The following is a 22,396-nucleotide window of genomic DNA, read 5'->3' as shown; positions in this document are numbered from 1 at the left end:
AGTACGAGATGGAATTCTCGATCCGTTTCGAAAACGCCCCCGGACTGCCCGAGAACAAGGGCCCCGTGACCGTGGGCTGGTTCCTGAACTCGCAGAAGGGCGGCGTGGTCTACTACCCGCCCGAACGCTTCCGCGGCGCTGAAAAGAACCGCGAGCACGCGAAGTCCGCCTCGCGCTGCCCCGCCGTGATCAACATGGAAAGCCGGTACTTCGTTTTCCGCGCTCCGTTCGACCTGCACATCGGCTTTACCCGCGATAAAGAGGGTAAGCCAGCGCTGCGTAACCTCGCCGGTGATATGTCGGGCATCCGCGCGAACAAACTCGGGCAGGTGCTGCACCTCGTATCCGAGAAAGAATGGCGCTATCCGGGCGTGCCGACGCTGCAATTGTCGCTGCCCTACGTGCTGATCGCGGACGAGCCCGTCTACGTCACGCAGCTTGCGCCGTTCCTTGATTACCAGCGCGATCCGTGGCCAGGCACGATCTTTGGCGGCCGGTTCCCGATCAACACGTGGCCGCGTCCGCTCATGTGGGCGTTCGAGTGGCACGACACCAGCAAGCCGCTCAAGATCAACCGCGGCGATCCGCTGTTCTATGTCACGTTCGAGGCAGTCTCACCCGACCGTAGCTTCACGCTGGTCGAGGCTGAACTGACCAAAGAACTCGCCGATTACGTCGATTTTGTCTCTGGTGCGGTGAATTTCGTGAACCAGACATTCAGCCTGTTTGAACGCGCCGAAGAAATGCGCCCCGAGACTCTGCTCAAGCCCGTAAAGCGCAAGAAATGAACATTGCCGAGCTGAAGAAACTGCGCGCCGTCACCATCGACGCGCACCGCGCCGGTCGTCTGGAAGAAGCGCAAAGGGCCTACGTCAGCTACCTTGGCCAGAAACCCGACGATGCGCAGATCTGGTCCAACTATGGCGCGCTGCTGCGCACGCTGAAACACTACCGCAATGCCGAGCGCGCCCAACGGAAGGCCTTTGCGCTCGATCCGAAAAGCATCGCGGTACGTGGCAACCTCGCGAATATCCTCTCCGATCTTGGCAAGTTTCAGGAATCCATCGACCTGCGGCAGAGCATCCTGCGCGACGACGACAATCTGCCCGAACATCACTCGCTGATCGGGCGGTGTCTGCGCGGTCAGGGCAATTACACGCAGGCGGTGACGTATCTTGAGCCGCTGGCTGCGCGCTTCCCTGACTTCGCCGACATCAAGATGCAGCTGGCGATGTCCCTGCTGGCTCTGGGTCGTTATCAGGAAGCCTTCAAATTTTACCGCGCCCGTTGGGACGCTGGCGAACTGACGAAGCGGACGGTTAGCATCCCCGAGTGGAACGGCGAACCGCTGGATGGAAAGACCGTCGTCGTGGTGCCCGAGCAGGGCTTCGGCGATTGCATCCTGATGTCCCGCTGCTTGCCCGCGCTGAAACAGAAGGGCGCGGCAAAGGTCATCGTCGTCGCTGAAAAACCGCTCGCGCGTCTGATGGCGAACATCGAAGGCGCGGACGTTGTGGATACCAGCTACACCATCAGCGGATCCGAAGATTTCTGGATCAACATGATGGATCTGGGGCGAATTTCGCTTGAAACAGACACTGATATCCCTGCACCGACCAAGCTGACGATCCCCGAGGACTCCCGTACGCGCGCCAAGGACATCGTCGCGCCGTTCAAGGACAAGTTCAAAGTCGGCGTCGTCTGGACTGGCTCTGTCACCTACCGCGCGAATGCGTTCCGGTCGTTCAGCCACACCGATTTTCTACCGCTAACTGAGCTCGACGGCGTGCAGCTATTTTCGCTCTACAAAGGGCCGATGCTCGATGCGTTTTTGCAGGACGGCTCTGGCGGGCTGATCGTCGATGCGGCCTCGACCGACCGCGATTTCGCCGATTGCGCCGCCGTGATGGAAGAGATGGACCTCATCATTACCTCCGACACCGCGACAGCTCACATTGCGGGATCGCTCGGGCTGAAAACGTGGACGCTGCTGCACAAGGATGCCTTCTGGGTCTACCGCCATAGTGGCGAGACGACGCCGTGGTATCCGTCCATGCGCCTCTTCCGGCAGAAAGAGACACTGCATTGGGACGACGTTATGGCAGAGGTCAAATCCGCGCTCATCAAGGAGGCCGCGAAATGAACGACATCTTGGTTCCGACCTCCCCGGGCGAGTTGATCGACAAACTGACAATCCTGCGCCTGAAATCCGAACGTATCACGGATGCCGCGAAGCTGGCCAACGTGGCGCATGAAAAGGCCGTACTCCAAGCGATTGCCGATGACGTTCTGCCGATGACGGACGATCTGCATGGGCTTTGGGAAGAGCTCTACGCCATCAACGCGGACCTCTGGGTGATCGAGGATGACATCCGCGAATGCGAGGGTCGCAAGGACTTTGGCGAGGAGTTCATCCGCCTCGCCCGCGCCGTTTACCAAACCAACGACAGGCGTGCCGCCGTGAAAAAGCAGATTAACCTGCTGCTCGGCTCTGCCATCGTCGAAGAGAAATCATATTACGAGCCAACGAAATGACACCGATCCAGCGCATTAACGCCGCCAAAAAAGAACTCGCCGCCGCTCATAAGGAGTTGGTCGAGGCCCTCGCCAAGGACAAAACCCGCCGCCGCGGCGCCATCGTCCGCGAGATCCACGCGCTGCGTCGGATGCTGGACGATGGGTACCAGTACACCTCGCAGGCGGGGCAGGATCGCATCATCGATAGCCTGATGGGAGAAAAACCGGGCGTGTTCATCGACGTCGGCGGCTACGACGGTGTGCGTGGGTCCAACACGCTATTCCTCGAACAAATTCGCGGCTGGACCGGCGTTCTGGTTGAGCCCGTGACATCGCAAATCGACAAGGCATCTATCGCCCGCAAATGCCCGTGCCTCAGCTACGCCGTTGCCCCCGAAGACGGCACCGCGAGCTTTATCGCCGTGACCGAGGGGTTCACCCAGATGAGCGGCCTTGCGGCGCACTATGACCAAAACCTGCTGGAGCGTGTCCGCAAAGACCCGCGCCACAAGGAAGAAACAGTGGAGGTCGAGACCCGAACCCTGTCACGTATCCTCAAGGAAAGCGGTTACGAAAACCCTGATTTCGTCTCACTGGATATTGAAGGCGGTGAACTGGCCTTGCTGAAAGGCTTTGATTTCAAAGCGCACAAGGTCCGGTTCTGGGCGATCGAGAACAACTCCGGCAGCACGGAGATCGCGAACCTGATGACCAAAAACGGCTACGAGTTGATCGAGTTCTGCGGACCTGACGAGATTTACCGCTTGGTCGCCTGAGCCGGTCCGAACGGCACGACATTGTCCGGCAGAACGCGCCCGAAACCAGGGAGTGCCTCGGCCAATGCCGCGCGAACGGCAGCCGAGTCGCTCTCGTTGATTGCGTCGGTCAGCATGCGTAGCGCATTGGTGACCAAACGCGGCGAGGGACGATCCTCGTGAGCACGGAGGATCTTCTCGTGCTGTGTCGAAATCAGGCGCGCAGGATCGATGACCAGCTCTTCGACGAGCTTTTCACCAGGACGGGTGCCGACGATCTCGATCTTGATGTCGTTCTCGTTCCGCCCGTCATAGACACGGTGTCCTGTCAATTTGATCAGGCGCTTGGCGATATCCATGATGTAAACCGGCTCGCCCATATCGAGGACAAAGATGTCGTCTCCTTCGGCAAATGCACCGGCCAGCAGTACAAGGCGCGCGGCCTCGGGAATCGTCATGAAGAAGCGGCGCATATCGGGGTGGGTGACCGTCACGGGGCCGCCTACTGAGATCTGTTCCTGAAATAGCGGCAGCACCGAACCGGACGAGCCAAGGACGTTGCCGAAGCGGACCATGGCGAACTTGGTCACGCTGCTGCGGGTCTGCATGTCCTGAATGACCATCTCGGACATACGTTTCGTCGCGCCCATGACGCTGGACGGACGCACGGCTTTGTCGGTGGACACGAGGATGAAACGGCGGACATTGGCGGCGGCGGCGGCCTCGGCGACCACGCGGGTGCCAATCACGTTGTTCTGCGCGGCAGCGACTTCGTTTTCTTCGACCAGCGGCACGTGTTTGTAGGCGGCAGCGTGAAGGATGATCTCGACTTCCTCGTCTTCGATCACCTGCGCAACGCGGCGCGGATTGGCGACGGAGCCAAGGCGGGTCGTCAGCTGCACGTTCGCAGCGCGGGCCAGCGGGCCAAGCTCTTGGTCAATCTGGTAAAGCGCGTATTCGCTGAGTTCGAACAGTACGATCTTGCGGGCACCGCACTCAAGCAACTGGCGGCAAAGCTCGCTCCCGATCGAGCCACCGGCACCGGTAACCATCACAACGCGGTCGAAATATGCGCGCGCGACTCGTGGGTTGTCGAGGTCGACGTTATCACGATCCAGCAGGCTATCGGGCGAAACCGTCGGCATCCCGTTGATCGTTTTGGAGCGCACAAGCTCCGCCATCGACGGCGCGATCTGCACGTCACATTTCTGCTCGCGCAGTTCTTTGACCAGCGCAGCGCGGCGCGAATAGTTGGCCGACGGAATCGCGATCAGGACACGCTCGACCTGCTTGCGGCTGATCATCTTGCGCAGCGCATCGGCAGAGCGGACAGGGAGACCGTGGACGATGGTGCCCTGTACTTGCGGATTGTCGTCAACGAACATCACGGGGCGCGCGTCGTGCGACATCTGCATCGCGGTGGCAAGGCGGATACCGGCAGAACCGGCGCCGTAGATTGCGACAGGCACGCGGCTCAGCGCGTGCTCACGCAAGGCCAGCAGACTGAACAGCGCGACCATGCGCGCACCGATCGAAATCAGGAAAAACAGGCCGCCCGTCGCGACGGCAATCTGACCCGCATCCGCGATGCGCATGATCGTCTCGGCCCCGTAGGTCGCCAGCGCGATGACGAGCGAGGCGATACCGATCCGCCCGATGGCGCGGAATTCGATGGCGTGCAGTTTGATGCGGGGAAGGGCCGTCGCAAGCACCGCCAATGCACCAGCGACAACAACCGCGGGCATAAAAAACGGATAATTTGCGAAGAACTCGATGGATTGACCGTTACCGTGCTTGAAGCTCACCGCGATGAACAAAGCAGAAGGGATGAGCAGCAGATCCAGCAGGAAAAGCAGAAACTGTTTAGCTCGCCGCGGTAAATCAAGAAGGAACATGGGCGGTCAGAAATACATCATTGTTATTGGGATCGACGCTATATCAAATTAGCGCAGTCGGCTACTTATTACTCTTTTTAACTATATAGGTCGTGCGGTTTAATGCGTGATTAAGGTCACACAGGTTCTCTCCATGCTTGTATCCGCAATCCGGGGAGAGCGTCATGGGCGTACGAAATAACGCGCCAATCATTATCAAGCGCAAGAAAATCATAGCGGCAGAGGGGCATCACGGCGGTGCGTGGAAGGTCGCTTATGCTGATTTCGTGACTGCTATGATGGCGTTCTTCATGCTGATGTGGCTGCTCAATGCGACGACCGAACAGCAACGCAAGGGCATTGCCGACTATTTCTCTCCGACGGTGCCGCTGAGCCGTGTCTCTGCGGGCGGTGATGGGCTGTTCGGCGGCGAGGATATCCAGCGGATCGAGACATTGGCCCAATCGGGCACCGGCGGGCTGACCTTATCAAATGAAGCGGGAAATCCGCTCAATGGCGTCGCGGAACAGCTAGTCGGGCAGGGCGGCGAGGCGATGTTGTCCGACACAGCCCTGCGCCACATCGTGACCCGCGTGACTGACGAAGGGCTCGTGATAGAACTATTCGATCTGCCTGACATGCCCCTGTTTGACCGTAACACCGCGCAGCCGCGTCTGATTCTGGAGCAGTTGATCGAAGGCGTCAGCCGCGCGGCAAAGATTGTCCCGAACGGCATCGCGATAGAGGCGCATGTCGCCACGCTGTCCATTCTTCCAGACAGCAGCCCTGCTTGGGCGCTTTCGCAGGCGCGGGCCTCGCGTGTGCGGGAGTCGATGCAGACGGCAGGCACCGACCCCGCGCGGCTCATGCGCGTCACCGGTCATGCCGATCGCGAACCCGCCGACCCCATGCTCGCTTCAGTCAGAAACAACAGGATCGAAATCGTCATCCTGCGGGACCAGCGTTAGGGCGGTGTTAAGTTTGTACCCGTAGGCTCTGGAAAAATTGCCGATCCAGAAAGGGCCCGCATGACCATTTCATCCTCGCTCAATGCCTCTGTCGCCGGTCTGGCGGCCAACGCGACGCGCCTCGCCGCTATTTCGGATAATATCGCGAATTCATCGACTTACGGATACAAGCGGGCGGTGACCGACTTTCATTCGATGGTCATCGACAGCGGCGCGGGTAGTTACACTGCCGGCGGCGTGCGCACCACAAATATGCGGCTGATCGACGAGAGTGGCTCACTGGTGTCCACCGCAAATGCCACCGACCTCGCGGTGCGTGGGCGCGGTATGTTGCCCGTCTCTCCCGCCGCTGCGTTGAACGTGGAAAACGGCGATCACCCGATGATGCTGACGACCACGGGGTCTTTCCGCACCGATGATCGCGGCTTCCTGACGACCAGTTCCGGCCTCGTGCTCATGGGATGGCCCGCGAGCGCCGACGGCACGATCCCGACCTATCCCCGCGATACCGCCGATGGGCTGGAGGCTGTGCGCATCAACTCTAACCAGTTCGCAGGCGAAGCCACGACCTATATCGACCTCGCGCTGAACCTCCCCGCGACTTCAACTAACCACATGTCCGATGGCGCGATAGAGGAGCTTTCGGTCGAATATTTCGACAACCTCGGCAAGTCGGAGACCCTGAACATCCAATTCGTCCCAAACGTTCCCCCCAGCGGCTCTTCGAACGCGTGGCGCATGGTTGTGCATGATAGCGCGCTCGGTGGAGCGGTGATCGGCGAGTACGACCTGACCTTCGATGATACGCGCGGCCTTGGCGGTACGCTCAGTAGTGTGACAGGGGTGTCCGGCGGCGCTTATGACCCGACGAATGGCTACATCACGGTGAACGTCGACGGCGGCCCGATGGATATCAACCTCGGCCTGATCGGTTCGGGGGCTGGCCTGACGCAGCTTTCCGATGCTTTTAAACCCGTTTCGGTCGATAAAAACGGCACGCCGGTGGGCAACATGACCTCCATTTCCGTCGACTCGAACGGCTACGTCAGCGCGTCCTTCGACATCGGTATCACGCGGGTCATTTACCAGATCCCGCTGGTCGATGTGACGAACGTCAACGGACTGGAATCGCTTGATTATCAAAGCTATCAGATGACCCCCGACAGCGGTTCGTTCTTCCTCTGGGATGCGGGTGATGGCGGGACCGGAGACGTTGTGAGCTATGCGCGTGAGGAATCGACGACCGATGTGGCGGGTGAGTTGACCGAGCTCATCCAGACCCAGCGCGCCTATTCGTCCAATGCCAAGGTTATCCAGACAGTGGACGAAATGTTGCAGGAAACCACGAACATCAAACGCTAAGCCATGAGCCTCACACATTCGCTGAATAACGCGCTGTCGGGCATGACGATCTCGGCCAAACGTGCCGAGGTCAGTTCCGGCAACATCGCCAACGCCGCCACGCCCGGTTACGCAAAACGTGATCTCGAGGTCGCATCGGATGTCGTGCGCGGCGGCGTTCGAGCGGCTGGCGTGACGCGAACGGTGGACGATGCGTTGCTCGCCGATCGCCGCAGCGCAGATACGAATGCCGCGGGCGCGCAGGTCCGTCATGAGGCTCTGAAGCGGCTTGAGTTGGTAATCGGTGGTATCGACAGCGAAACCTCGATCTCCGCGAAATTGGCTGATTTAGAAACGAAGTTTATAGCCGCGAGCGCGGACCCTTCGTCCGAGCTACAGATCGGTGCCGTGGCGCAGAGCCTTTCTGACCTCACCACTGCTTTTCACACGCAGTCGGCTGGTATTCAGACGCTCAGATCACGTGTCGACCATGCCATTGGCGACGCGGTCGAGCGGCTGAATATCGCGCTGAAACAGGTCGAGGAACTCAACGGTTCGATCACCCGTTCGCAGAGCCGCGGCGGCGATACCACCGCGCTTCAGGACCAGCGCCAGCAGGTCATCGACCAGATTGCCGAAATCGTGCCGATCCGCCAACTCAGCCGTGACGGCGGGCAGGTCGCCCTGATGATGCCGAGCGGGACTTCGCTGCTTGATGGCAAGGCGCGCGAGGTGGCTTTTACCAAGACCTCAACTATCGCCGCCGACATGACGCTGGCGTCCGGCGCTCTGTCAGGCATCACCATCGGTGGGCGTGATATCGGCAGCCGCTTGGGTGATGGGGCGCTGGGCACGCAGCTGAAAATGCGCGACGAAACGCTGGTGCAAGCGCACTCTGATCTCGACGCATTGGCCGCTGATCTAATTGGCCGATTTGCAGAGGCTGATCCCACGATCGCGGCCGGTCAGCCGTCGCTTTTGACGGACAGTGGCGGGCTGCATGATCCGAATGATACTGTGGGTTTGGCGAGCCGGATCAGCTTGCATAGTGCCCTATCGGCAGAGCCTTGGCGCCTCCGCGATGGCATCGCTGCCGCTACCGCCGGACCTGCTGGCGACAACACCCAGATCGACGCGTGGATCGACGCGCTGAATGAACCGAGGGCGTCGGTGGGCGGTAGCCCACAATCCGCTGCCGGACATGCGGCGAACTTTATCACGAGCGCCTCGACCGCGCGGCTGAGGGCCGAAGACACCGCGACTTTCTCCGTCGCTACCCAAACCGCGCTGAAAGAGGCCGAGCTTGCGAACGGCGTCGATACCGACGCGGAAATACAGGCGCTCTTGCAGATCGAAAAATCATACGCGGCGAACGCGAAGGTCATCGGGATCATCGATGAAATGTTCGCACGCTTGCTGGAGATATGACCATGAACTCCATCGGTGATCTCGCCCGTTCCTTTGTCAGCCAGCGCCATAACACGTTGATGCGGCAGGAAATGAATGTCCTGACGCAGGAAATCACCACTGGCGAGGCGCGGGATGTCGCCCGGAAGGCCGGCAATACCGCGCCCGAGCTTGTGGCAATCAACAGCCTTCTAAAGATATCCGAGGCTTACGTGTCGGGCGCCCAGAAGACAGGCCAATTCCTGTCAACGGTTCAAATTGCCTTGGAGCATCTTGAGGCCGAACGCGGTGCAACCGCTGAGTCGCTGATCGCCATCAATGCGAACTCGACCGCGCAAGATGTGAACCTTGCCGCGGACCACGCGACCACTGCGTTCGGGGCGATGGTAAACACGCTGAACACTCAATTCGCGGGGCAGTCGCTGTTCGCCGGAACAGCGCAGGGCGCGGCGATTGCGGATCCGTCGGCGATAATGGCGAGTGCGAAACTCGCGATGTCCGCTGCGACCGATCCGGCAGGCGCTATCGTCGCGCTGGACGCTTGGTTTGACGATCCTGCGGGGTTTGGCGCCGTGTACCTCGGCGACACCGGCCCGCATACCACGCGCAAAGTTGACGCGGATGTCGAGGTGACCATCGCCGCTCGTGCCGACCACGAAGGCATCAAAGATATGCTAAAGGGCGCGCTGCTCGGCGCGCTCGCGCCCGAGCTCGGCTTTGATCACGCGGGCACCACAACGTTGATGCAATCAGGCGGCGCGACCTTGCTTGATGCGGGTAGCGGGCTCGCGGCGCTGCGTGGGCAGACCGGCCTCGCCGAAGAGCGGACCAGCCAGTCCATCGCCTTCCTCGAAGCCCAGCGGACCAGCCTGACCATTGCGCGCAACGATATCGTCAGCGTCGACCCGTTCGAGACCGCTACAAAGCTTTCCGACCTGCAAACGAGGCTGGAAATGCACTACACCCTGACCGCGCGCCTCGCGGGTCTGACATTGTCGAGGTTCATCTGATGCGTGCTTTCTTCATCGCAGCCGCCCTCGTTATCGCCGCTCCCCATATCGAAGCGAGCCCCGTGCGGCTCAAGGACCTCGTGGAATTCGACGGTGTGCGGAGCAACGAACTGGTCGGGTATGGCCTAGTTGTCGGCCTGAACGGCACGGGTGACGGCCTGCGCAATTCGCCGTTTACCGAAGAAATCATGGCCTCCACCCTCGAACGGCTGGGCGTCAATGTGACGGGTGAACAGTTCCGCCCGCGCAATGTGGCCGCCGTGCTGGTGACCGCCAGCCTGCCGCCGTTTTCGCGCGCGGGTAGCCCGATCGACGTGACTGTTTCGGCGATTGGCGACGCCCGCAGTCTCATGGGCGGTACGTTGATCATGACGCCGCTGAACGCCGCCGACGGCTTCATCTATGCCGTGGCGCAGGGGACCATCATCGCCGGCGGCATCACGGTCGAAGGGGAGGCCGCAAGCGTGACCCAAGGTGTGCCGACCTCCGGTGTCATTCCGGCAGGCGCCATCGTCGAACGCGAGGTCGACTTCAATTTTGCGGGCCTGACCGAAATGCGACTGGCGCTTCGTACGCCTGATTTCACCACGGCGGGGCGGATCGAGACCGCGATCAACCAGAGCTTCAATGGCCCCGTCGCCGTCATGCTCGACGCGGGCACGGTCTATATCGACATCGACGCGACCCACGCGCATTCGCCCGCCCACGCCATGAGCCGCATCGAGAACATCCTTGTCGAGCCCGAGCAGCGCGCCCGCGTCGTTGTCGATCAGCGCTCCGGCACGATTGTGATGGGTGAAGACGTCCGCATCAGCCGCGTTGCGGTGAGCCAGGGCAACCTGACCCTCCGCATCGAAGAAACGCCGGTGGTGTCCCAGCCGAACCCCTTTGCGCCAGGTGAAACCGTGACGCTGCCGCGCACCAATGCCTCGATCGAGGAATCGGGCACCGGCCTTGCCGAAGTCGCGGATGGCACCAACCTGTCCGAGGTCGTCGCGGGTCTTAATGCACTGGGCGTTGCGACCCACGACATGATCGATATCCTGAAAAGCATCAAAGCAGCCGGCGCGCTCCACGCCGAATTTGTCATCCGCTAGAAATAGCTGCGCACGAGGCTTCCCGCGATCAGGCTCCATCCATCCGCCACTACGAAAAACGCCAGCTTGAACGGCAAGGAGACCATTGCCGGCGGCACCATCATCATGCCCATCGACATCAGAATGGCCGACACGACGAGGTCGATGATGAGAAATGGTAGGAAAACCAGAAACCCGATTTGGAAGGCCCGCGCGATTTCACTCAGCATGAAAGATGGCACGATGATTGAGAACGGCGCGGAGTCCGGCGTTACGCTGGTCGGCACGTCCGACCGCAGATCGGCGAGGGCGAAAAACGTATCCGGATCAAGACGACCGATCATGAACGTGCGAAACGGCGCTGAAGCAAGGTTTAGACCCTGTTCCAGCGGAATAGTGCCGTCAATGATGTCCGCGATGCCAGCGTTCCACGCGGCGGCAAACACGGGCTCCATAACGTAATAGGTCAGAAATAGCGCCAAGCTGATGATCAGCATGTTGGGCGGGGCCTGCTGCAAGCCGATCGCTTGGCGGAGGATCGACAGCACCGTCACAATGAACGGAAAACAGGTGATCATCACGGCAATCCCTGGCGCGAGGCTGAGGACCGTCAGCAGCGCGATCAGCTGCAACGTCTGGGAGGAGATCGACGCGCCGAGGTCTTCGAGCCCTTGGGCCTGCGCGGGAACCGCAATCAGTATCAGCAGCGCGCCCCAGACCCACCTCATACTTGATGGCCGTCCATTTGCGCGACCTCGGTCAGGCGCACACCAAGCTGACCGGCCTCTCCACCTTCGAGCTGATGCAGTTCGCCCCGCGCGATCAGACGCTCGCCGATATAGAGCTCGACAGGATCGTCTAGGCGGCGGTCAAGCGCCAGCACGTCATTCTCGGCCAGTCGCAGCAGTTCGCTGACCTTCGGGCGGGCGTGGCCGACCGAGACTGTAATTTCAAGCGGAACAGAGCGGAGGGGATGGTCGGTAAAAAGCGGTTCAGCCATGAGCTTTCCTTTCGTTTTCGTCGAAAATTGTCGCAACGGAATTGGTGACGCACTCTGCAAGCGGGGTGAGGTCAAAGGCGGTCAGTTGATCGTTCATGGTCCAGCGCGCCTCATTCAGGCCAAGTTGCGGGTCCCCGCGGATATCGAGCGGCAGCGGCGCTTTGGCCGCGAATGCGGTTAGCCGCTCCACGTTTTCGGGATGAACCATCACAGGAATGGGCGCGCTGACCGCGACATCAGCTTGGTCGAGCAGAGCAGACACCACGTGCGCCGCGAAGGCTTCGCCCAGCATCGCGGGCATCATCTGTCCGATGAACGCGTCCATAAACGGCGCAAGCGAGCGGACGATATGGCGGCGCGCTTCGTTGTAGCCGAAACCGAGGTCGGACAGCGCGACAACCAACTCGTCGCTTAAGCGGTTATGTTTGCGCTCTGCCTCGGCCTGCGCTGCCGCATATCCCGCCTCAAAGCCGGTCTGAAAATCGGCGCTGGGCTGCTTGGGCGCATCTGGCGCGGATGGGTCGAAATCACGGAGGAGGGCCGAGAGCGTCATGTGCGGGCACCCTCAGGGCGCTCGATCCAGTGCTGGAGCATCTTGAGGCTTTCATCATGCCGCTCCCCCATCAACTGCTTGAGCTTGTCGACCGGCGCATCGGGAATATCGCCCAAGTCGACTTCGGGCGGCGGGGCGAGAGGGATCGCAGGCGCAGGGGCGGGTAGGGACTTCTGGACCAAGGCCGGGCGCACCACAAATAGACCCAAAATCAGCGCAACCACGGATAAAATGCCAATCTGCGCGAGCCTCATCGGGTCGAATGCGTTGGCCGTATCGCTCACCAGAGTGCCAACCTTGGGCACCTCTTCGAACGTCATGGCGCGGAGTGTGATCACATCGCCGCGGCCTGCATTGTATCCCACGGCAGAGGCGACGAGTGCCTCCAGTGCCTCCATATCCTCCGCACTTGGATCGGCGCTGTTCACCAGAACCGCGACCGTCATCCGCTTGATCGCACCGGGGGCGCGGATCACCTCGCGGGTGGTTTCCGATAGCTCGAAATTGGTGAGCGTGCGCGTTTCGTTGGTTTCGCTGGCAGAGCTGGAGTTCTGCCCCGCATCGCCATCAGGCAGGTCAGACGCAATCGTGACCTGCGCGTTTCCGCTATCCTGGCTCGACGTGATCGTTTCCTGCACGTCACTGCTGATCGCAACGCGGCTTTCGGGATCGATCCGCCGCTCGGTAATCGATTCGCTTTCGAGCACCGTATCCAGCGTCAGTTCGACCACAGCGTTACCGTAGCCGAGATGCGCGTCGAGTAGCCGTTGGACCTTCGCCCGCAGATTGTCCGCCTGCGTATCGGAGGCCGGCGTATCGTCCTGCCCAGACACCAAACCCGTCGTGCCGTCGATAATGGCCACGTCGTCGGGCGACAGTTGCCGCACGGCCGAGGAGACCAGATACCGCAGCGCCTGCACCTGCCGCGCATTGAGCGCACCGCCGCGTGTTGTGACCGTCACCGCAGCAGTGGCCGAAACGTCCTGGGCGAATGGCCGCGCCTCACCGACAGAGATATGGACCCGCGCGGCTTCGACCTGCGGCATGGCGACGATGGTGCGGGCCAGCTCGCCCTCTTTCGCGCGCCAATAGGCGACGTCGAACATCTGGGAGGTCGTCGCGAACCCTTTCAGCGTATCGAGCAGTTCGTAGCCTTGTGTGCCCGCTTTCGGCAGTCCCTCACCCGCGAGCCGCATACGCAGCATATCGCGATCCTCTTTCGGCACGTAGATCGTCCCGCCGCGCACATCGTAGGGCGTGCCTTGTGTTTCCAGCGAAGCGATGACCTCGCCTGCGGCAGCATCATCAAGGCCGGAATAGAGCACCGACATCTCGGGCTGCGCGACACCGCGCGCCATCGCGAGAATCAGTAGGAACACCAAACCTGCGGCGCCGATGGCCACCCATTTGCGGTGTTCGCCCAGTTTTTCTTTGATCGCCGACATTCTGTCCACGGCTCGCCTCCGGTTCATTCAAGGCGAATTTTGCAGATCAGTCTTAACAATCGGTTAGTGACTGCTGTCGTAGAACAGCTTCGATCCAGAAGGGAGCTGACCATGCCTGACACTGCGCAGTCATCGAACAAAAAGCCGCTCGTTATCGGTGCCGTGCTCGCGCTCATCGGCGGGGCGGGTGGTTATGCGGCCACAGCCGGGATGCTGCCGGAATTCGGCGGCGGCCATGGCGCGCAAAGCCATGACATTGGCGTGGCTTTTGTGCCCGTCGACCCGCTGATCGTCTCTTTGCCGGATGGCAAACACCTGCGTTTCACCGCCCAGCTCGAAGTCGCACCCGAAGCCCGCGCTGAGGTCGAGGCGATGTCGCCCCGCATTGTCGATATCTTCAACAGCTTTCTCAGGGCGGTGCATCCGTCCGACTTCGAAGACCCTGTAATCCTCGAAAAACTGCGCTCCCATCTCCTCCACCGGGCGCGGCTCGTAACTGGCGAAAGTGCCGTCAAGAGCGTGCTGATTATGGAATTTGTATTGGATTAAGTCATGGATTTGATTGCTGATATTCTGCTCACCCTCGGTGCATTCGGCGCCGGTATCTACTGCCACGTCCTCGCGCGGCGGCTGCAAAAACTCACAGATCTGCGCAAAGGCGTCGGTGGCGCAGTGGCGGTGCTGTCGGGGCAGGTGGACGAGATGACGACCGCCCTCCAGAACGCCCGCGTTTCGGCCAAAGATAGCGTCGACCGCCTGTCGGACGTCAGCCAGCGGGCGGAGGCAGCGGCGTCTCGCCTTGAGCTGCTGCTTGCCTCGATGCACGATCTGCCGGAGCAACCAAAAAAACCGATGAGCGCGTTTTTCTCGGGGCATCATCAATGAAACGCTCCCCTCGGCTCTTGCTTGCGTTGTCGATTCTCCTGATCGGCTCGGGCGCTTTGCGGCTGTCGGGCGGTATTCAAATTCCAGCTGTTCTCGCGGACGAAGTAGAGACTTGCGTTGATACCACGCCCGAAGTGCTAGCCGCGCTGAACGACCGCAGTGACCGCCTTGATCAGCGGGAGGATATCCTGAACACCCGCGCCCGCGAGATCGCCGAAGAGGAAGAAGCACTCACCGCCCACATCGCTGAAATGGAGGCGACCAAGGCCAGCCTTGAGGACATGCTGAACCTCGCTGACAACGCGGTGGAAAACGACCTTGCGCGGCTGACGGAGGTCTATCAGAACATGAAACCGCGTGACGCGACCGCGCTATTCACCGCGATGGACCCCGATTTTGCCGCCGGTTTCCTTGCGCGGATGCGCCCCGATGCCGCCGCTGCGATCATGTCGGGCATGTCCCCCGAAACCGCCTACACAATCTCTGCTGTGCTCGCGGGTCGCTTCACCAATGTCACGGTGGATGAGGCGCTTACACGTCCTTAACCCCTGCTGTGCCACTCATATCCCCGAGTTCATAACGGGTGTGATTCTATGATTGGTGTTGTCGGCATTGTCCTGATCTTCGTCATGGTTTTCGGCGGCTACACGCTCGCCGGTGGCCATCTGGAGATCATCCTCCATTCGTTGCCTTACGAGATGATCATGATCGGCGGCGCAGGGCTTGGGGCATTTGTGCTGTCGAACGACCTCTCCGGCATCAAGCACACGGCGCGCGATGTGGCCAAAGTGTTCAAGGGCCCGCATTGGAAGCACGCTGACTACCGCGATTTGCTCTGCCTGCTCTACGAGCTGATCCGCGTCGGCCGTGCTGGCCCCGTCGCTTTGGAGTCGCATATCGAGACCCCGCAGGATTCGCCGATTTTTGCCCGCTATCCCAAGATTTTGGCCGACGGCGAGGCCGTGGCCCTTATCTGCGATACCTTCCGCTCCGCCTCTATGAATTATGACGACCCGCATCAGGTCGAAGAGGTGCTGGATAAGCGGATGGAGACCGCGCGCCACGATGCCGAGCACTCCACCCACGCGCTGCAATCCGTAGCCGACGCGCTGCCCGCTTTGGGCATCGTCGCGGCGGTGCTCGGGGTGATCAAGACGATGGGCTCTATCGACAAACCGCCTGAAATTCTTGGCGAAATGATCGGCGGCGCGCTCGTCGGCACATTCCTCGGCGTCTTTCTCGCTTACGGGCTGATCGGCCCCTTTGCCGCGCGCCTCAAACAGGTCGTCGCGGAGGATGGTCATTTTTATCAGCTGATTCGGGAGGTGCTCGTCGCCAACCTCCACAATCACGCCCCGAATATCTGCATTGAGGTTGGCCGTCAGAACGTCCCTAGCCATGCGCGACCCGAATTCAATGAAGTTGACGAGGCCCTCCGCACCCTCAAGCAGGAAGCCGCATGAGGTGGCTTTGGCTATTGCTGGTGTGTTGTGGGGTCTCAGTGAATGCCGACACACTCCCTGTTTGGAGCGGCGAGCACGGCGCTTTCACGCGGCTGGTCATTCCAATCGGCGCACGGAAATGGGATCTGGTCAGTCGGGGCCGAAACTACGAACTCACCGTTGTGGGCAGCGACTTTGACACCCGCGAGATTTTCACCCGCATCGACCGCACGCGTTTAACCGCAGTGAGCGGAGAGGGCACGCTTTACCTCACCCTTGGGTGTCACTGTCAGGCGTTCGCTGACACAGAGGACGGTAATCTCATCATCGACATCCGCGAGCCTGCTGCGATCACCCTACCGATTGTGGTCGAGCAACGACCGGTGCCGCTCGAATTGCCACCCATGCAGCAACAGATTTTCGCCGCGAATATCGCTCGCGCAGCGTCGGCTGCGTTCATTGATCCACTCACTGACCTGAAATCCGCCCCCAACTCAGCCGGGATTACTTATCAGGATGCCTTTGGAACCCGCACTGACCTTGAGATGGATCGCACAGGTTGCTTGCCTGCCGACGCCCTTGATGTCGCGACTTGGGGAACGGGCGAGTTTCAGGCTGACATGGAAGACGCGATATCGCGCATGGCCGAAGGGTTCGATAGCCTGAACGATGACGCACGCGAGGCACTCGCCAGAACCTACCTCTACTACGGACTGCCTGAAGAGGCGGAGTCTTTGGCCACAAGTCCTGCGACCCGATCCATCATCACCGCACTGCTGACCGGTCATAGCTCTCTCACCACCCAGTCATCCTGCGGCGACATCGGTCATCTTTGGGCGGCTGCGTCCGGTGCGCAAATCACTGACCCCGCAGCCATCCAGCGTACGTTTCGGAGCCTGCCGCCGGACCTGCGCAACGCGCTTGGCGACCGCCTGATCGTCCGCTTGATCGCGGCTCAAGACCTTTCCGCTACTGCCGCGATTATCGCGATGACGCCCGAGCCGACAAAGCTGGCCCACGCAAGACTCGCGCTCGGTCTAGGAGATTTTTCAGGGGCAAAGTCACTGTTGCTAGCCGCACTAGATAGCGAACAAGCGGGTGAAGCCTTCGACCTTTTCTTCGCGACTAAGCCTCAGATATCGGTCCGAGACTTCGAGGCGATCGCGGCTTATGCCTTCACCATCCGGCGTGCCCCCGAATATGGCGAGAAGATCAGTCAGCTAGCGGAACTTGCCAGTCAGTCGGGCCTCTATGCTCAGGCTTTCGACATTGCCCCTGACGCGGCACTCCCCGACATCGTCCGAACCCTCGTCGAAACCGCTGACGACGCCGAGTTCCTCACAGTTGCGCTTACGATCAAAGACCTCCCGCCGCCCCTTCAGGGCCTTATCAACGAGCGCCTTCATCGCATGGGGTTTGCCGCCGCAAACGAATTGTAAACCTTTGGGCATTAGCGTCGGATCATAACCGCAAGAATTGCGAATATGACCCAGATTTCGACCCTATTCCGGCCTACCGTTCTCCTCGCGCTTGCGCTGATGGCGGTCATCGTCATGATGATCCTGCCTGTGCCGGCGATCATTCTGGATATCGGGTTGGCTGCCTCCTTTGCGCTCGCGATCCTGATTTTTACGGTGACGCTGTTCATCGAACGGCCCCTCGATTTTTCGGCCTTCCCCACGGTTCTGCTTGCCTCGCTCATGCTGCGACTCGCGCTCAACGTCTCCAGCACAAAGCTGATCATCGGGCAGGGGCACACAGGCACCGGCGCTGCAGGGCAGGTGATCGAAGGGTTCGCCTATTTCGTCATGGGCGGTTCTGTCTTGCTGGGTCTCGTCGTGTTTTCGGTCCTGCTGATCGTAAATTTCGTAGTCATCAACAAAGGCGCGACCCGCATGGCAGAGGTCGGCGCGCGCTTTGCCCTTGATGCTATGCCGGGCAAGCAGCTCGCCATCGACGCCGACATGAGCGCAGGCGCGATCGACCATGCCGAGGCGCGCCACCGCCGCGAGGTCGAACAGGCGGAGACGACGTTTTTCGGCTCGCTCGACGGCGCATCAAAGTTCGTCAAAGGCGATGCCGTGGCGGGCCTTTTGATTACCGGCCTCAACCTCGTCATGGGCATGATCATTGGGACCGCTATGCACGGGATGCCGATTGGCAAAGCGCTTGAGACTTATGCGATCCTCACCGTCGGCGACGGTCTTGTGAGTCAAATCCCTGCCGTCGTCATCTCCATCGCCTCGGCACTGCTGCTGGCGCGTGGCGGCTCCAAAGGTGCGACCGATATCGCGCTCGTAGGACAGCTTGGCAAACATCCGGCCGCCTTGGCGACGGTCGCGATGCTCATGTTGCTCTTCGCATTTGTGCCGGGCCTGCCGTTCATTCCATTTATCGTCGGCGCCGGTGTCCTCGGCGCTTGCGCGTATTTCGCCCGTTCAAAGCCGGATGAACCGGATATGCCCGCTGAAAAGCTGCCTCCGCCCGAAGCATCACTCGGCGACATGCTGGACCTCGACGATATCCATGTAGAATTCGCGCCTGATCTGATCGAAATGGTTCTCGATCCCGTGACGGGCCTCGACGCGCGGATTGTCAGTATGCGCCAGCACGTTGCGACGCGGTACGGTCTGATCCTTCCGGAAATCCGGATGACGGACAGCGCTATGCTGCCGGATGGTCACTACGCGATCCGCATTCAGGGCGTGGAGCAAGCGACCGATCAATTGCGCCCCGGCCGTATTCTAGCGCTGCTCCCCGACGGCACAAACCCGCCTGTTTCCGGCGAAACGGTCACCGAGCCGGTTTATGGTGCGCCCGCGCGTTGGATCGCGCCGCAAGATCAGGACACCGCGTTGATCGAGGGGCTGACGACGGTACTGCCGAATGAAGTGCTCGCCACGCACCTCCTTGAGATCATCAAACGCAACTTCCCGCGCCTCATGAGCCAGCGGGCGCTGGCCCGTATTCTGGACGAGATGGTCAACCTGTCGGATGGCGGGCGGCGCGAAGCGAATAAGCGGCTCCTGAACGACATGATCCCGGACCGTGTGCCGACCGATTTGTTGCTGAGTGTCCTGCGGTTGCTGCTGGACGAGCAGGTCTCCATCCGCAATCTGCCACTGATCCTTGAGGCGATTTCCGAGGGACGCGCCACCTACGGAACCCCCGAAATGCTGACCGAATACGTCCGCCAGCGGCTCGGTTTCCAGATCATAGCCGAGTACAAACGCAGCGACGGCACGCTCCCGTTAATCCAGCTCGCGCAGGAGTGGGAGGACACGTTCACCCGTTACCAGATCGCGGGCGAGCGTGCGGACGTCGCTCTGCCGCCCGATGTGTTCAACCAGCTTGGCAAGTCTATTGCCGAAAAGGCGTCCGAAATCGCGGGTAACGGCGTTCAAGCGGCCATCGTCACGAACGCCAGACGGCGGAGGTTCCTGCGCACGATCCTGACCGCGCGCGGCGTGTCGAACCCGGTTATCAGCTTCGAGGAAATCGGCCTCTCCGCCAAACCCGCGCTCGTCGGTCTGGTGCCCGCATGACGCTCGCCGATATCGGGGCGGAGGCGGTCTGGGCGGCGATGATCCTCCTCGCGCGGATTGGTGCCTGCATCGCCCTCGCCCCCGCGTTCGGAGAGATGACGCTGCCCGTCCGCATCCGCCTCGGGATCGCGCTGGCCTACACGGTGATGCTTTGGCCGATTGTGCCGATCCCGGCAGAACAGACCCTAAATCAGGAGATTATCGCCATTATTGTCGAGGCCCTGAACGGCCTCTTCTGGGGCATTCTGCTGCGCCTCGTAGTGATCGCGCTTGAAACTGCGGGCACGATTATCGGGCAGTCGATGTCCCTTTCACAGCTGTTCGGCAACACCGCTGGCGCCGAGCCGCTGCCCGTAGCAGGCCAGATCCTGCGCGTCGCCGGCCTCGCGCTCGCCTGCGCGCTGGGACTGCATGTCAAGCTCGCCGCCTACCTGATCGCGACCTACCAGATCGCGCCTGTAGGCGATCTCATCTCGGCCGCTAACATGATGCAGGCGGGGTTGGAGACGATCAGTTCCACCTTCGCGCTCGCCTTTTCGCTCGCCGCGCCGTTCGTCATCGGCGCGCTCCTCTACAACCTCACCATTGGTTTTATGAACCGCGCGATGCCGCAGTTCATCCTGACCATCGTCGGCGCGCCGGTGAGTATGCTCGGCGGTATTTTTCTCCTGATCGTTATGGCCCCGCTCATCCTCGGCCTCTGGATCGAGGCGCTGGACCGGATGCTCGCACCATGAGCGAGGACGACGACAAGCAGTTCGAGCCATCGCAAAAACGGCTCGACGATGCGCGGAAACGCGGGGAGATCGCCAAATCGCTCGACCTCGTCACCGCGGCGTCATGGGGTGGGCTGCTGATCGCGATGCTTATGACGATCGGGGCGTCTTTCGGCGACCTCGGCACCATGTTCATGGCACTGCTCGAAAACGCTGGCCGGACCGAGATTGACCGACCATTGCTGGGGCGGCTCCTTGGCCAGATCGCCCTTCCGACCCTTGCCTGGTTCCTTGTCCCGCTGCTGACCTCTGCTTTGGCGCTTGTTGCCCAGCGCGCCGTGATATTCGCGCCAACCAAGCTTGCGCCCAAGGCCGACCGCATTAATCCGCTGAAGAACGCCAAGCAGAAATTCGGGCGGGCAGGGCTGTTCGAATTCGCGAAAAGCGCAGCCAAACTCATGCTCTACGGTGCCGTTCTGGCCGTCGTCATTGCCCGAGGGCTGCCCAACATCACGCGGGCGATCTGGATGACGCCGGCACAGGCGGTCGGTGCGATGATGTGGCTCGCGGCGCAGGCGTTTGCCGCTGTGATCCTGCTTTCTGCCATCATCGGCGTGGTCGATTTCATGTGGCAACGGGCCGAACTGCACCGGCGTAACCGCATGAGCCGTCAGGAGTTGATGGACGAAACCAAGGAAAGCGAAGGCGATCCGCAGCTCAAGCAGCAGCGCCGTCAAAAGGCTGTCGACATCGCCATGAACCGGATGCTGGCGGACGTGCCGACGGCGGATGTGGTGATCGTGAACCCGACCCACTACGCGGTCGCGCTGAAGTGGGACAAAGCGTCGGGCCACGCCCCGATCTGCGTGGCGAAAGGTGTCGACGAGGTTGCGGCAAAGATCCGCAATCTGGCCGCTGAATATGCCGTGCCCGTGCGATCCGACCCTCCGGCGGCGCGGGCGCTCTATGCGACCGTCAAAGTCGGCGAGCCGATCCGTCCTGACCACTACCGCGCTGTCGCTGCGGCCATCCGGTTTGCCGACGCCCTGAAGAAGCGAGCCCGATGAAGAACTTACCCAAGCTGCAACAGCTTACCGATGCGGTCTATGCCGCCGAACTGGCAAAAGTGGCGGATTTTAACCGGCAGGAACAGCACCTGCGACAGCGGCTGGTCGAGCTGAAAGCCCCAGTCACGCCCGACGGAATTTCTCCATTCGCCTTAGCCGGTGCTGATCTGAAATGGCAGAGCTGGATTGCCGAAAGCCGCCGCGCGCTGAACATCGAACTCAGCCGAGTCCTCGCGGCGAAGGAGCGCGCGCGCGCTGGGTTGTTCACCGCGCTTGGCAAGCAGCAGGCGGTGAAGAAGCTAATCGAAAATCAGAGCCTAAAGCGGCGAAATCACACGTCCTGACGCGCGATGTCGAGGATCAGAACATCCTCGACCACGTGAGGCAGAACCACATCGGCTGCTTCTTTCAGAACCTGCCGCAGCGTGCGCATTTTGTCCGCGCTCGTGAAATTGCCCGAAAATCCGCCAAGGTTCGCGTGCTCCATCAGGGCGGAGAACAGCACGTCTCGCAGCTTCGGCTCCACCGCGTAGACGCCATCCTTTTCCTCCTCGGGCACCTGCAACGACAAAGACAGCACCATGACCGACCGCATTTCCGCATCCTCGACCACGGGGACGATGAACTGGTTGTTCAGCTTGGCGTAGGCCGCAGTGGTCTCGTGTTCCTCGGCGGGTGCGTGCTCTTCGGCGGCTTCGTGCCGCGCCTCGTCCGAGCGCAGGAAATACCCCGCGCCCGTGCCCGCCGCGATGCCGATGATGAAAAACAGAACGGGTATCAGAAGCCGCATTTCGC

The 22,396-nt window shown here is 60.9% G+C and carries 24 protein-coding genes; 18 read left to right on the top strand and 6 right to left on the bottom strand.

The genetic code is table 11. The features are described from left to right. The first annotated feature begins 8 nt into the window (after nucleotides 1-8). From IF204_RS13370 to IF204_RS13355, 4 genes are read left to right on the top strand one after another with little or no spacing between them, the layout of a single operon-like run. Nucleotides 9-788, top strand: a complete 780-nt coding sequence (locus IF204_RS13370; RefSeq protein WP_194097601.1) for a hypothetical protein — start codon at nucleotides 9-11, stop codon at nucleotides 786-788. Beyond that, nucleotides 785-2,143: a tetratricopeptide repeat protein gene (locus IF204_RS13365; protein WP_194097600.1), complete on the top strand. Its 1,359-nt coding sequence runs from the start codon at nucleotides 785-787 to the stop codon at nucleotides 2,141-2,143. Before IF204_RS13370 ends, IF204_RS13365 begins: the two co-directional genes overlap by 4 nt. Then, nucleotides 2,140-2,535 (top strand): DUF6165 family protein, encoded by a 396-nt coding sequence (locus IF204_RS13360; RefSeq protein WP_194097599.1) that lies wholly within the window; start codon nucleotides 2,140-2,142, stop codon nucleotides 2,533-2,535. Before IF204_RS13365 ends, IF204_RS13360 begins: the two co-directional genes overlap by 4 nt. Further along, the gene (locus IF204_RS13355) at nucleotides 2,532-3,293 is read left to right on the top strand and encodes an FkbM family methyltransferase (protein ID WP_194097598.1); all 762 of its coding nucleotides are present in this window, start codon (nucleotides 2,532-2,534) and stop codon (nucleotides 3,291-3,293) included. Before IF204_RS13360 ends, IF204_RS13355 begins: the two co-directional genes overlap by 4 nt. Here IF204_RS13355 and IF204_RS13350 read toward each other — a convergent pair. Continuing rightward, entirely contained in the window at nucleotides 3,275-5,017 is a 1,743-nt protein-coding gene (locus IF204_RS13350; RefSeq protein ID WP_228069200.1) for a polysaccharide biosynthesis protein, read from the bottom strand. The genes IF204_RS13355 and IF204_RS13350 overlap by 19 nt on opposite strands. Nucleotides 5,018-5,331: 314 nt before the next feature. Here IF204_RS13350 and IF204_RS13345 point away from each other — a divergent pair, with 314 nt between their 5' ends. Genes IF204_RS13345 through IF204_RS13325 form a run of 5 tightly spaced genes read left to right on the top strand, consistent with a single transcriptional unit; the run spans nucleotide 5,332 to nucleotide 10,969 of the window. Then, on the top strand, nucleotides 5,332-6,114 hold the full coding sequence (locus tag IF204_RS13345) for an OmpA/MotB family protein (protein WP_194097596.1): 783 nt from the start codon (nucleotides 5,332-5,334) through the stop codon (nucleotides 6,112-6,114). 60 nt (nucleotides 6,115-6,174) lie between these two features. Further along, nucleotides 6,175-7,476 (top strand): flagellar hook protein FlgE, encoded by a 1,302-nt coding sequence (locus IF204_RS13340; protein WP_194097595.1) that lies wholly within the window; start codon nucleotides 6,175-6,177, stop codon nucleotides 7,474-7,476. 3 nt (nucleotides 7,477-7,479) lie between these two features. Then, entirely contained in the window at nucleotides 7,480-8,883 is a 1,404-nt protein-coding gene (gene flgK / locus IF204_RS13335; RefSeq protein ID WP_194097594.1) for a flagellar hook-associated protein FlgK, read from the top strand. A 2-nt stretch (nucleotides 8,884-8,885) separates the two neighbouring features. Then, the gene (locus IF204_RS13330; RefSeq protein WP_194097593.1) at nucleotides 8,886-9,872 is read left to right on the top strand and encodes a flagellin; all 987 of its coding nucleotides are present in this window, start codon (nucleotides 8,886-8,888) and stop codon (nucleotides 9,870-9,872) included. Further along, nucleotides 9,872-10,969, top strand: a complete 1,098-nt coding sequence (locus IF204_RS13325) for a flagellar basal body P-ring protein FlgI (RefSeq protein ID WP_194097592.1) — start codon at nucleotides 9,872-9,874, stop codon at nucleotides 10,967-10,969. The genes IF204_RS13330 and IF204_RS13325 overlap by 1 nt, the downstream gene beginning before the upstream one ends. On the opposite strand, the gene fliP is transcribed toward IF204_RS13325, so the two are convergent. From fliP to fliF, 4 genes are read right to left on the bottom strand one after another with little or no spacing between them, the layout of a single operon-like run. Next, a complete protein-coding gene (fliP, locus tag IF204_RS13320) occupies nucleotides 10,966-11,676 on the bottom strand; it encodes a flagellar type III secretion system pore protein FliP (protein ID WP_194097591.1) in 711 nt (236 codons plus the stop codon). The two genes, IF204_RS13325 and fliP, sit on opposite strands and share 4 nt — an antisense overlap. Beyond that, complete coding sequence (locus IF204_RS13315; protein ID WP_194097590.1) at nucleotides 11,673-11,948, bottom strand: FliM/FliN family flagellar motor switch protein; 276 nt, start codon at nucleotides 11,946-11,948, stop codon at nucleotides 11,673-11,675. The genes fliP and IF204_RS13315 overlap by 4 nt, the downstream gene beginning before the upstream one ends. Next, complete coding sequence (locus IF204_RS13310) at nucleotides 11,941-12,501, bottom strand: hypothetical protein (protein WP_194097589.1); 561 nt, start codon at nucleotides 12,499-12,501, stop codon at nucleotides 11,941-11,943. Before IF204_RS13310 ends, IF204_RS13315 begins: the two co-directional genes overlap by 8 nt. Next, nucleotides 12,498-13,946 (bottom strand): flagellar basal-body MS-ring/collar protein FliF, encoded by a 1,449-nt coding sequence (gene fliF / locus IF204_RS13305; RefSeq protein ID WP_228069492.1) that lies wholly within the window; start codon nucleotides 13,944-13,946, stop codon nucleotides 12,498-12,500. The genes IF204_RS13310 and fliF overlap by 4 nt, the downstream gene beginning before the upstream one ends. A 111-nt stretch (nucleotides 13,947-14,057) precedes the next feature. Here fliF and IF204_RS13300 point away from each other — a divergent pair, with 111 nt between their 5' ends. From IF204_RS13300 to IF204_RS13260, 9 genes are read left to right on the top strand one after another with little or no spacing between them, the layout of a single operon-like run. After that, a complete protein-coding gene (locus IF204_RS13300) occupies nucleotides 14,058-14,495 on the top strand; it encodes a flagellar basal body-associated FliL family protein (RefSeq protein ID WP_194097587.1) in 438 nt (145 codons plus the stop codon). Nucleotides 14,496-14,498: 3 nt separating this feature from the next. Beyond that, the gene (locus IF204_RS13295; RefSeq protein WP_194097586.1) at nucleotides 14,499-14,831 is read left to right on the top strand and encodes a hypothetical protein; all 333 of its coding nucleotides are present in this window, start codon (nucleotides 14,499-14,501) and stop codon (nucleotides 14,829-14,831) included. After that, entirely contained in the window at nucleotides 14,828-15,376 is a 549-nt protein-coding gene (locus tag IF204_RS13290; RefSeq protein ID WP_194097585.1) for a MotE family protein, read from the top strand. The genes IF204_RS13295 and IF204_RS13290 overlap by 4 nt, the downstream gene beginning before the upstream one ends. Before the next feature lie 48 nt (nucleotides 15,377-15,424). Then, the gene (gene motA, locus IF204_RS13285) at nucleotides 15,425-16,294 is read left to right on the top strand and encodes a flagellar motor stator protein MotA (RefSeq protein WP_194097584.1); all 870 of its coding nucleotides are present in this window, start codon (nucleotides 15,425-15,427) and stop codon (nucleotides 16,292-16,294) included. Nucleotides 16,295-16,332: 38 nt separating this feature from the next. Beyond that, nucleotides 16,333-17,712 (top strand): hypothetical protein, encoded by a 1,380-nt coding sequence (locus tag IF204_RS13280; protein WP_194097583.1) that lies wholly within the window; start codon nucleotides 16,333-16,335, stop codon nucleotides 17,710-17,712. Between the two features lie 45 nt (nucleotides 17,713-17,757). After that, on the top strand, nucleotides 17,758-19,818 hold the full coding sequence (gene flhA, locus IF204_RS13275) for a flagellar biosynthesis protein FlhA (protein WP_194097582.1): 2,061 nt from the start codon (nucleotides 17,758-17,760) through the stop codon (nucleotides 19,816-19,818). Next, nucleotides 19,815-20,555: a flagellar biosynthetic protein FliR gene (locus IF204_RS13270; RefSeq protein ID WP_194097581.1), complete on the top strand. Its 741-nt coding sequence runs from the start codon at nucleotides 19,815-19,817 to the stop codon at nucleotides 20,553-20,555. Before flhA ends, IF204_RS13270 begins: the two co-directional genes overlap by 4 nt. Next, complete coding sequence (gene flhB / locus IF204_RS13265) at nucleotides 20,552-21,601, top strand: flagellar type III secretion system protein FlhB (protein WP_194097580.1); 1,050 nt, start codon at nucleotides 20,552-20,554, stop codon at nucleotides 21,599-21,601. Before IF204_RS13270 ends, flhB begins: the two co-directional genes overlap by 4 nt. Beyond that, nucleotides 21,598-21,945 carry a hypothetical protein gene (locus IF204_RS13260; RefSeq protein ID WP_194097579.1) on the top strand — a complete coding sequence of 116 codons (348 nt, stop codon included), beginning with the start codon at nucleotides 21,598-21,600 and terminating at the stop codon, nucleotides 21,943-21,945. Before flhB ends, IF204_RS13260 begins: the two co-directional genes overlap by 4 nt. Here the strand turns inward: IF204_RS13260 and IF204_RS13255 are convergent. Continuing rightward, nucleotides 21,933-22,391: a flagellar basal body-associated protein FliL gene (locus IF204_RS13255; protein WP_194097578.1), complete on the bottom strand. Its 459-nt coding sequence runs from the start codon at nucleotides 22,389-22,391 to the stop codon at nucleotides 21,933-21,935. The genes IF204_RS13260 and IF204_RS13255 overlap by 13 nt on opposite strands. Nucleotides 22,392-22,396: the final 5 nt, after the last annotated feature.

This window comes from Marivivens aquimaris, from assembly GCF_015220045.1.
GTDB classification, from domain to species: domain Bacteria; phylum Pseudomonadota; class Alphaproteobacteria; order Rhodobacterales; family Rhodobacteraceae; genus Marivivens; species Marivivens aquimaris.
Note: the sequence above shows the minus strand (reverse complement) of the source record. Positions and strands in the feature narration are given on the sequence as shown.

What these genes read in the sequence shown, in the direction of transcription:
- IF204_RS13340 (WP_194097595.1), top strand. Translation starts at nt 6,175, where the DNA reads ATGACCATTTCATCCTCGCTCAATGCCTCTGTCGCCGGTCTGGCGGCC.
- flhA (WP_194097582.1), top strand. Translation starts at nt 17,758, where the DNA reads ATGACCCAGATTTCGACCCTATTCCGGCCTACCGTTCTCCTCGCGCTT.
- IF204_RS13345 (WP_194097596.1), top strand. Translation starts at nt 5,332, where the DNA reads ATGGGCGTACGAAATAACGCGCCAATCATTATCAAGCGCAAGAAAATC.
- IF204_RS13295 (WP_194097586.1), top strand. Translation starts at nt 14,499, where the DNA reads ATGGATTTGATTGCTGATATTCTGCTCACCCTCGGTGCATTCGGCGCC.
- IF204_RS13355 (WP_194097598.1), top strand. Translation starts at nt 2,532, where the DNA reads ATGACACCGATCCAGCGCATTAACGCCGCCAAAAAAGAACTCGCCGCC.
- IF204_RS13360 (WP_194097599.1), top strand. Translation starts at nt 2,140, where the DNA reads ATGAACGACATCTTGGTTCCGACCTCCCCGGGCGAGTTGATCGACAAA.
- IF204_RS13255 (WP_194097578.1), bottom strand. Translation starts at nt 22,391, where the DNA reads ATGCGGCTTCTGATACCCGTTCTGTTTTTCATCATCGGCATCGCGGCG.
- IF204_RS13330 (WP_194097593.1), top strand. Translation starts at nt 8,886, where the DNA reads ATGAACTCCATCGGTGATCTCGCCCGTTCCTTTGTCAGCCAGCGCCAT.
- IF204_RS13290 (WP_194097585.1), top strand. Translation starts at nt 14,828, where the DNA reads ATGAAACGCTCCCCTCGGCTCTTGCTTGCGTTGTCGATTCTCCTGATC.
- fliP (WP_194097591.1), bottom strand. Translation starts at nt 11,676, where the DNA reads ATGAGGTGGGTCTGGGGCGCGCTGCTGATACTGATTGCGGTTCCCGCG.
- IF204_RS13270 (WP_194097581.1), top strand. Translation starts at nt 19,815, where the DNA reads ATGACGCTCGCCGATATCGGGGCGGAGGCGGTCTGGGCGGCGATGATC.
- IF204_RS13370 (WP_194097601.1), top strand. Translation starts at nt 9, where the DNA reads ATGGAATTCTCGATCCGTTTCGAAAACGCCCCCGGACTGCCCGAGAAC.
- IF204_RS13260 (WP_194097579.1), top strand. Translation starts at nt 21,598, where the DNA reads ATGAAGAACTTACCCAAGCTGCAACAGCTTACCGATGCGGTCTATGCC.
- IF204_RS13315 (WP_194097590.1), bottom strand. Translation starts at nt 11,948, where the DNA reads ATGGCTGAACCGCTTTTTACCGACCATCCCCTCCGCTCTGTTCCGCTT.
- IF204_RS13300 (WP_194097587.1), top strand. Translation starts at nt 14,058, where the DNA reads ATGCCTGACACTGCGCAGTCATCGAACAAAAAGCCGCTCGTTATCGGT.
- IF204_RS13350 (WP_228069200.1), bottom strand. Translation starts at nt 5,017, where the DNA reads ATGCCCGCGGTTGTTGTCGCTGGTGCATTGGCGGTGCTTGCGACGGCC.
- flhB (WP_194097580.1), top strand. Translation starts at nt 20,552, where the DNA reads ATGAGCGAGGACGACGACAAGCAGTTCGAGCCATCGCAAAAACGGCTC.
- IF204_RS13310 (WP_194097589.1), bottom strand. Translation starts at nt 12,501, where the DNA reads ATGACGCTCTCGGCCCTCCTCCGTGATTTCGACCCATCCGCGCCAGAT.
- fliF (WP_228069492.1), bottom strand. Translation starts at nt 13,946, where the DNA reads ATGTCGGCGATCAAAGAAAAACTGGGCGAACACCGCAAATGGGTGGCC.
- IF204_RS13365 (WP_194097600.1), top strand. Translation starts at nt 785, where the DNA reads ATGAACATTGCCGAGCTGAAGAAACTGCGCGCCGTCACCATCGACGCG.
- flgK (WP_194097594.1), top strand. Translation starts at nt 7,480, where the DNA reads ATGAGCCTCACACATTCGCTGAATAACGCGCTGTCGGGCATGACGATC.
- IF204_RS13325 (WP_194097592.1), top strand. Translation starts at nt 9,872, where the DNA reads ATGCGTGCTTTCTTCATCGCAGCCGCCCTCGTTATCGCCGCTCCCCAT.
- motA (WP_194097584.1), top strand. Translation starts at nt 15,425, where the DNA reads ATGATTGGTGTTGTCGGCATTGTCCTGATCTTCGTCATGGTTTTCGGC.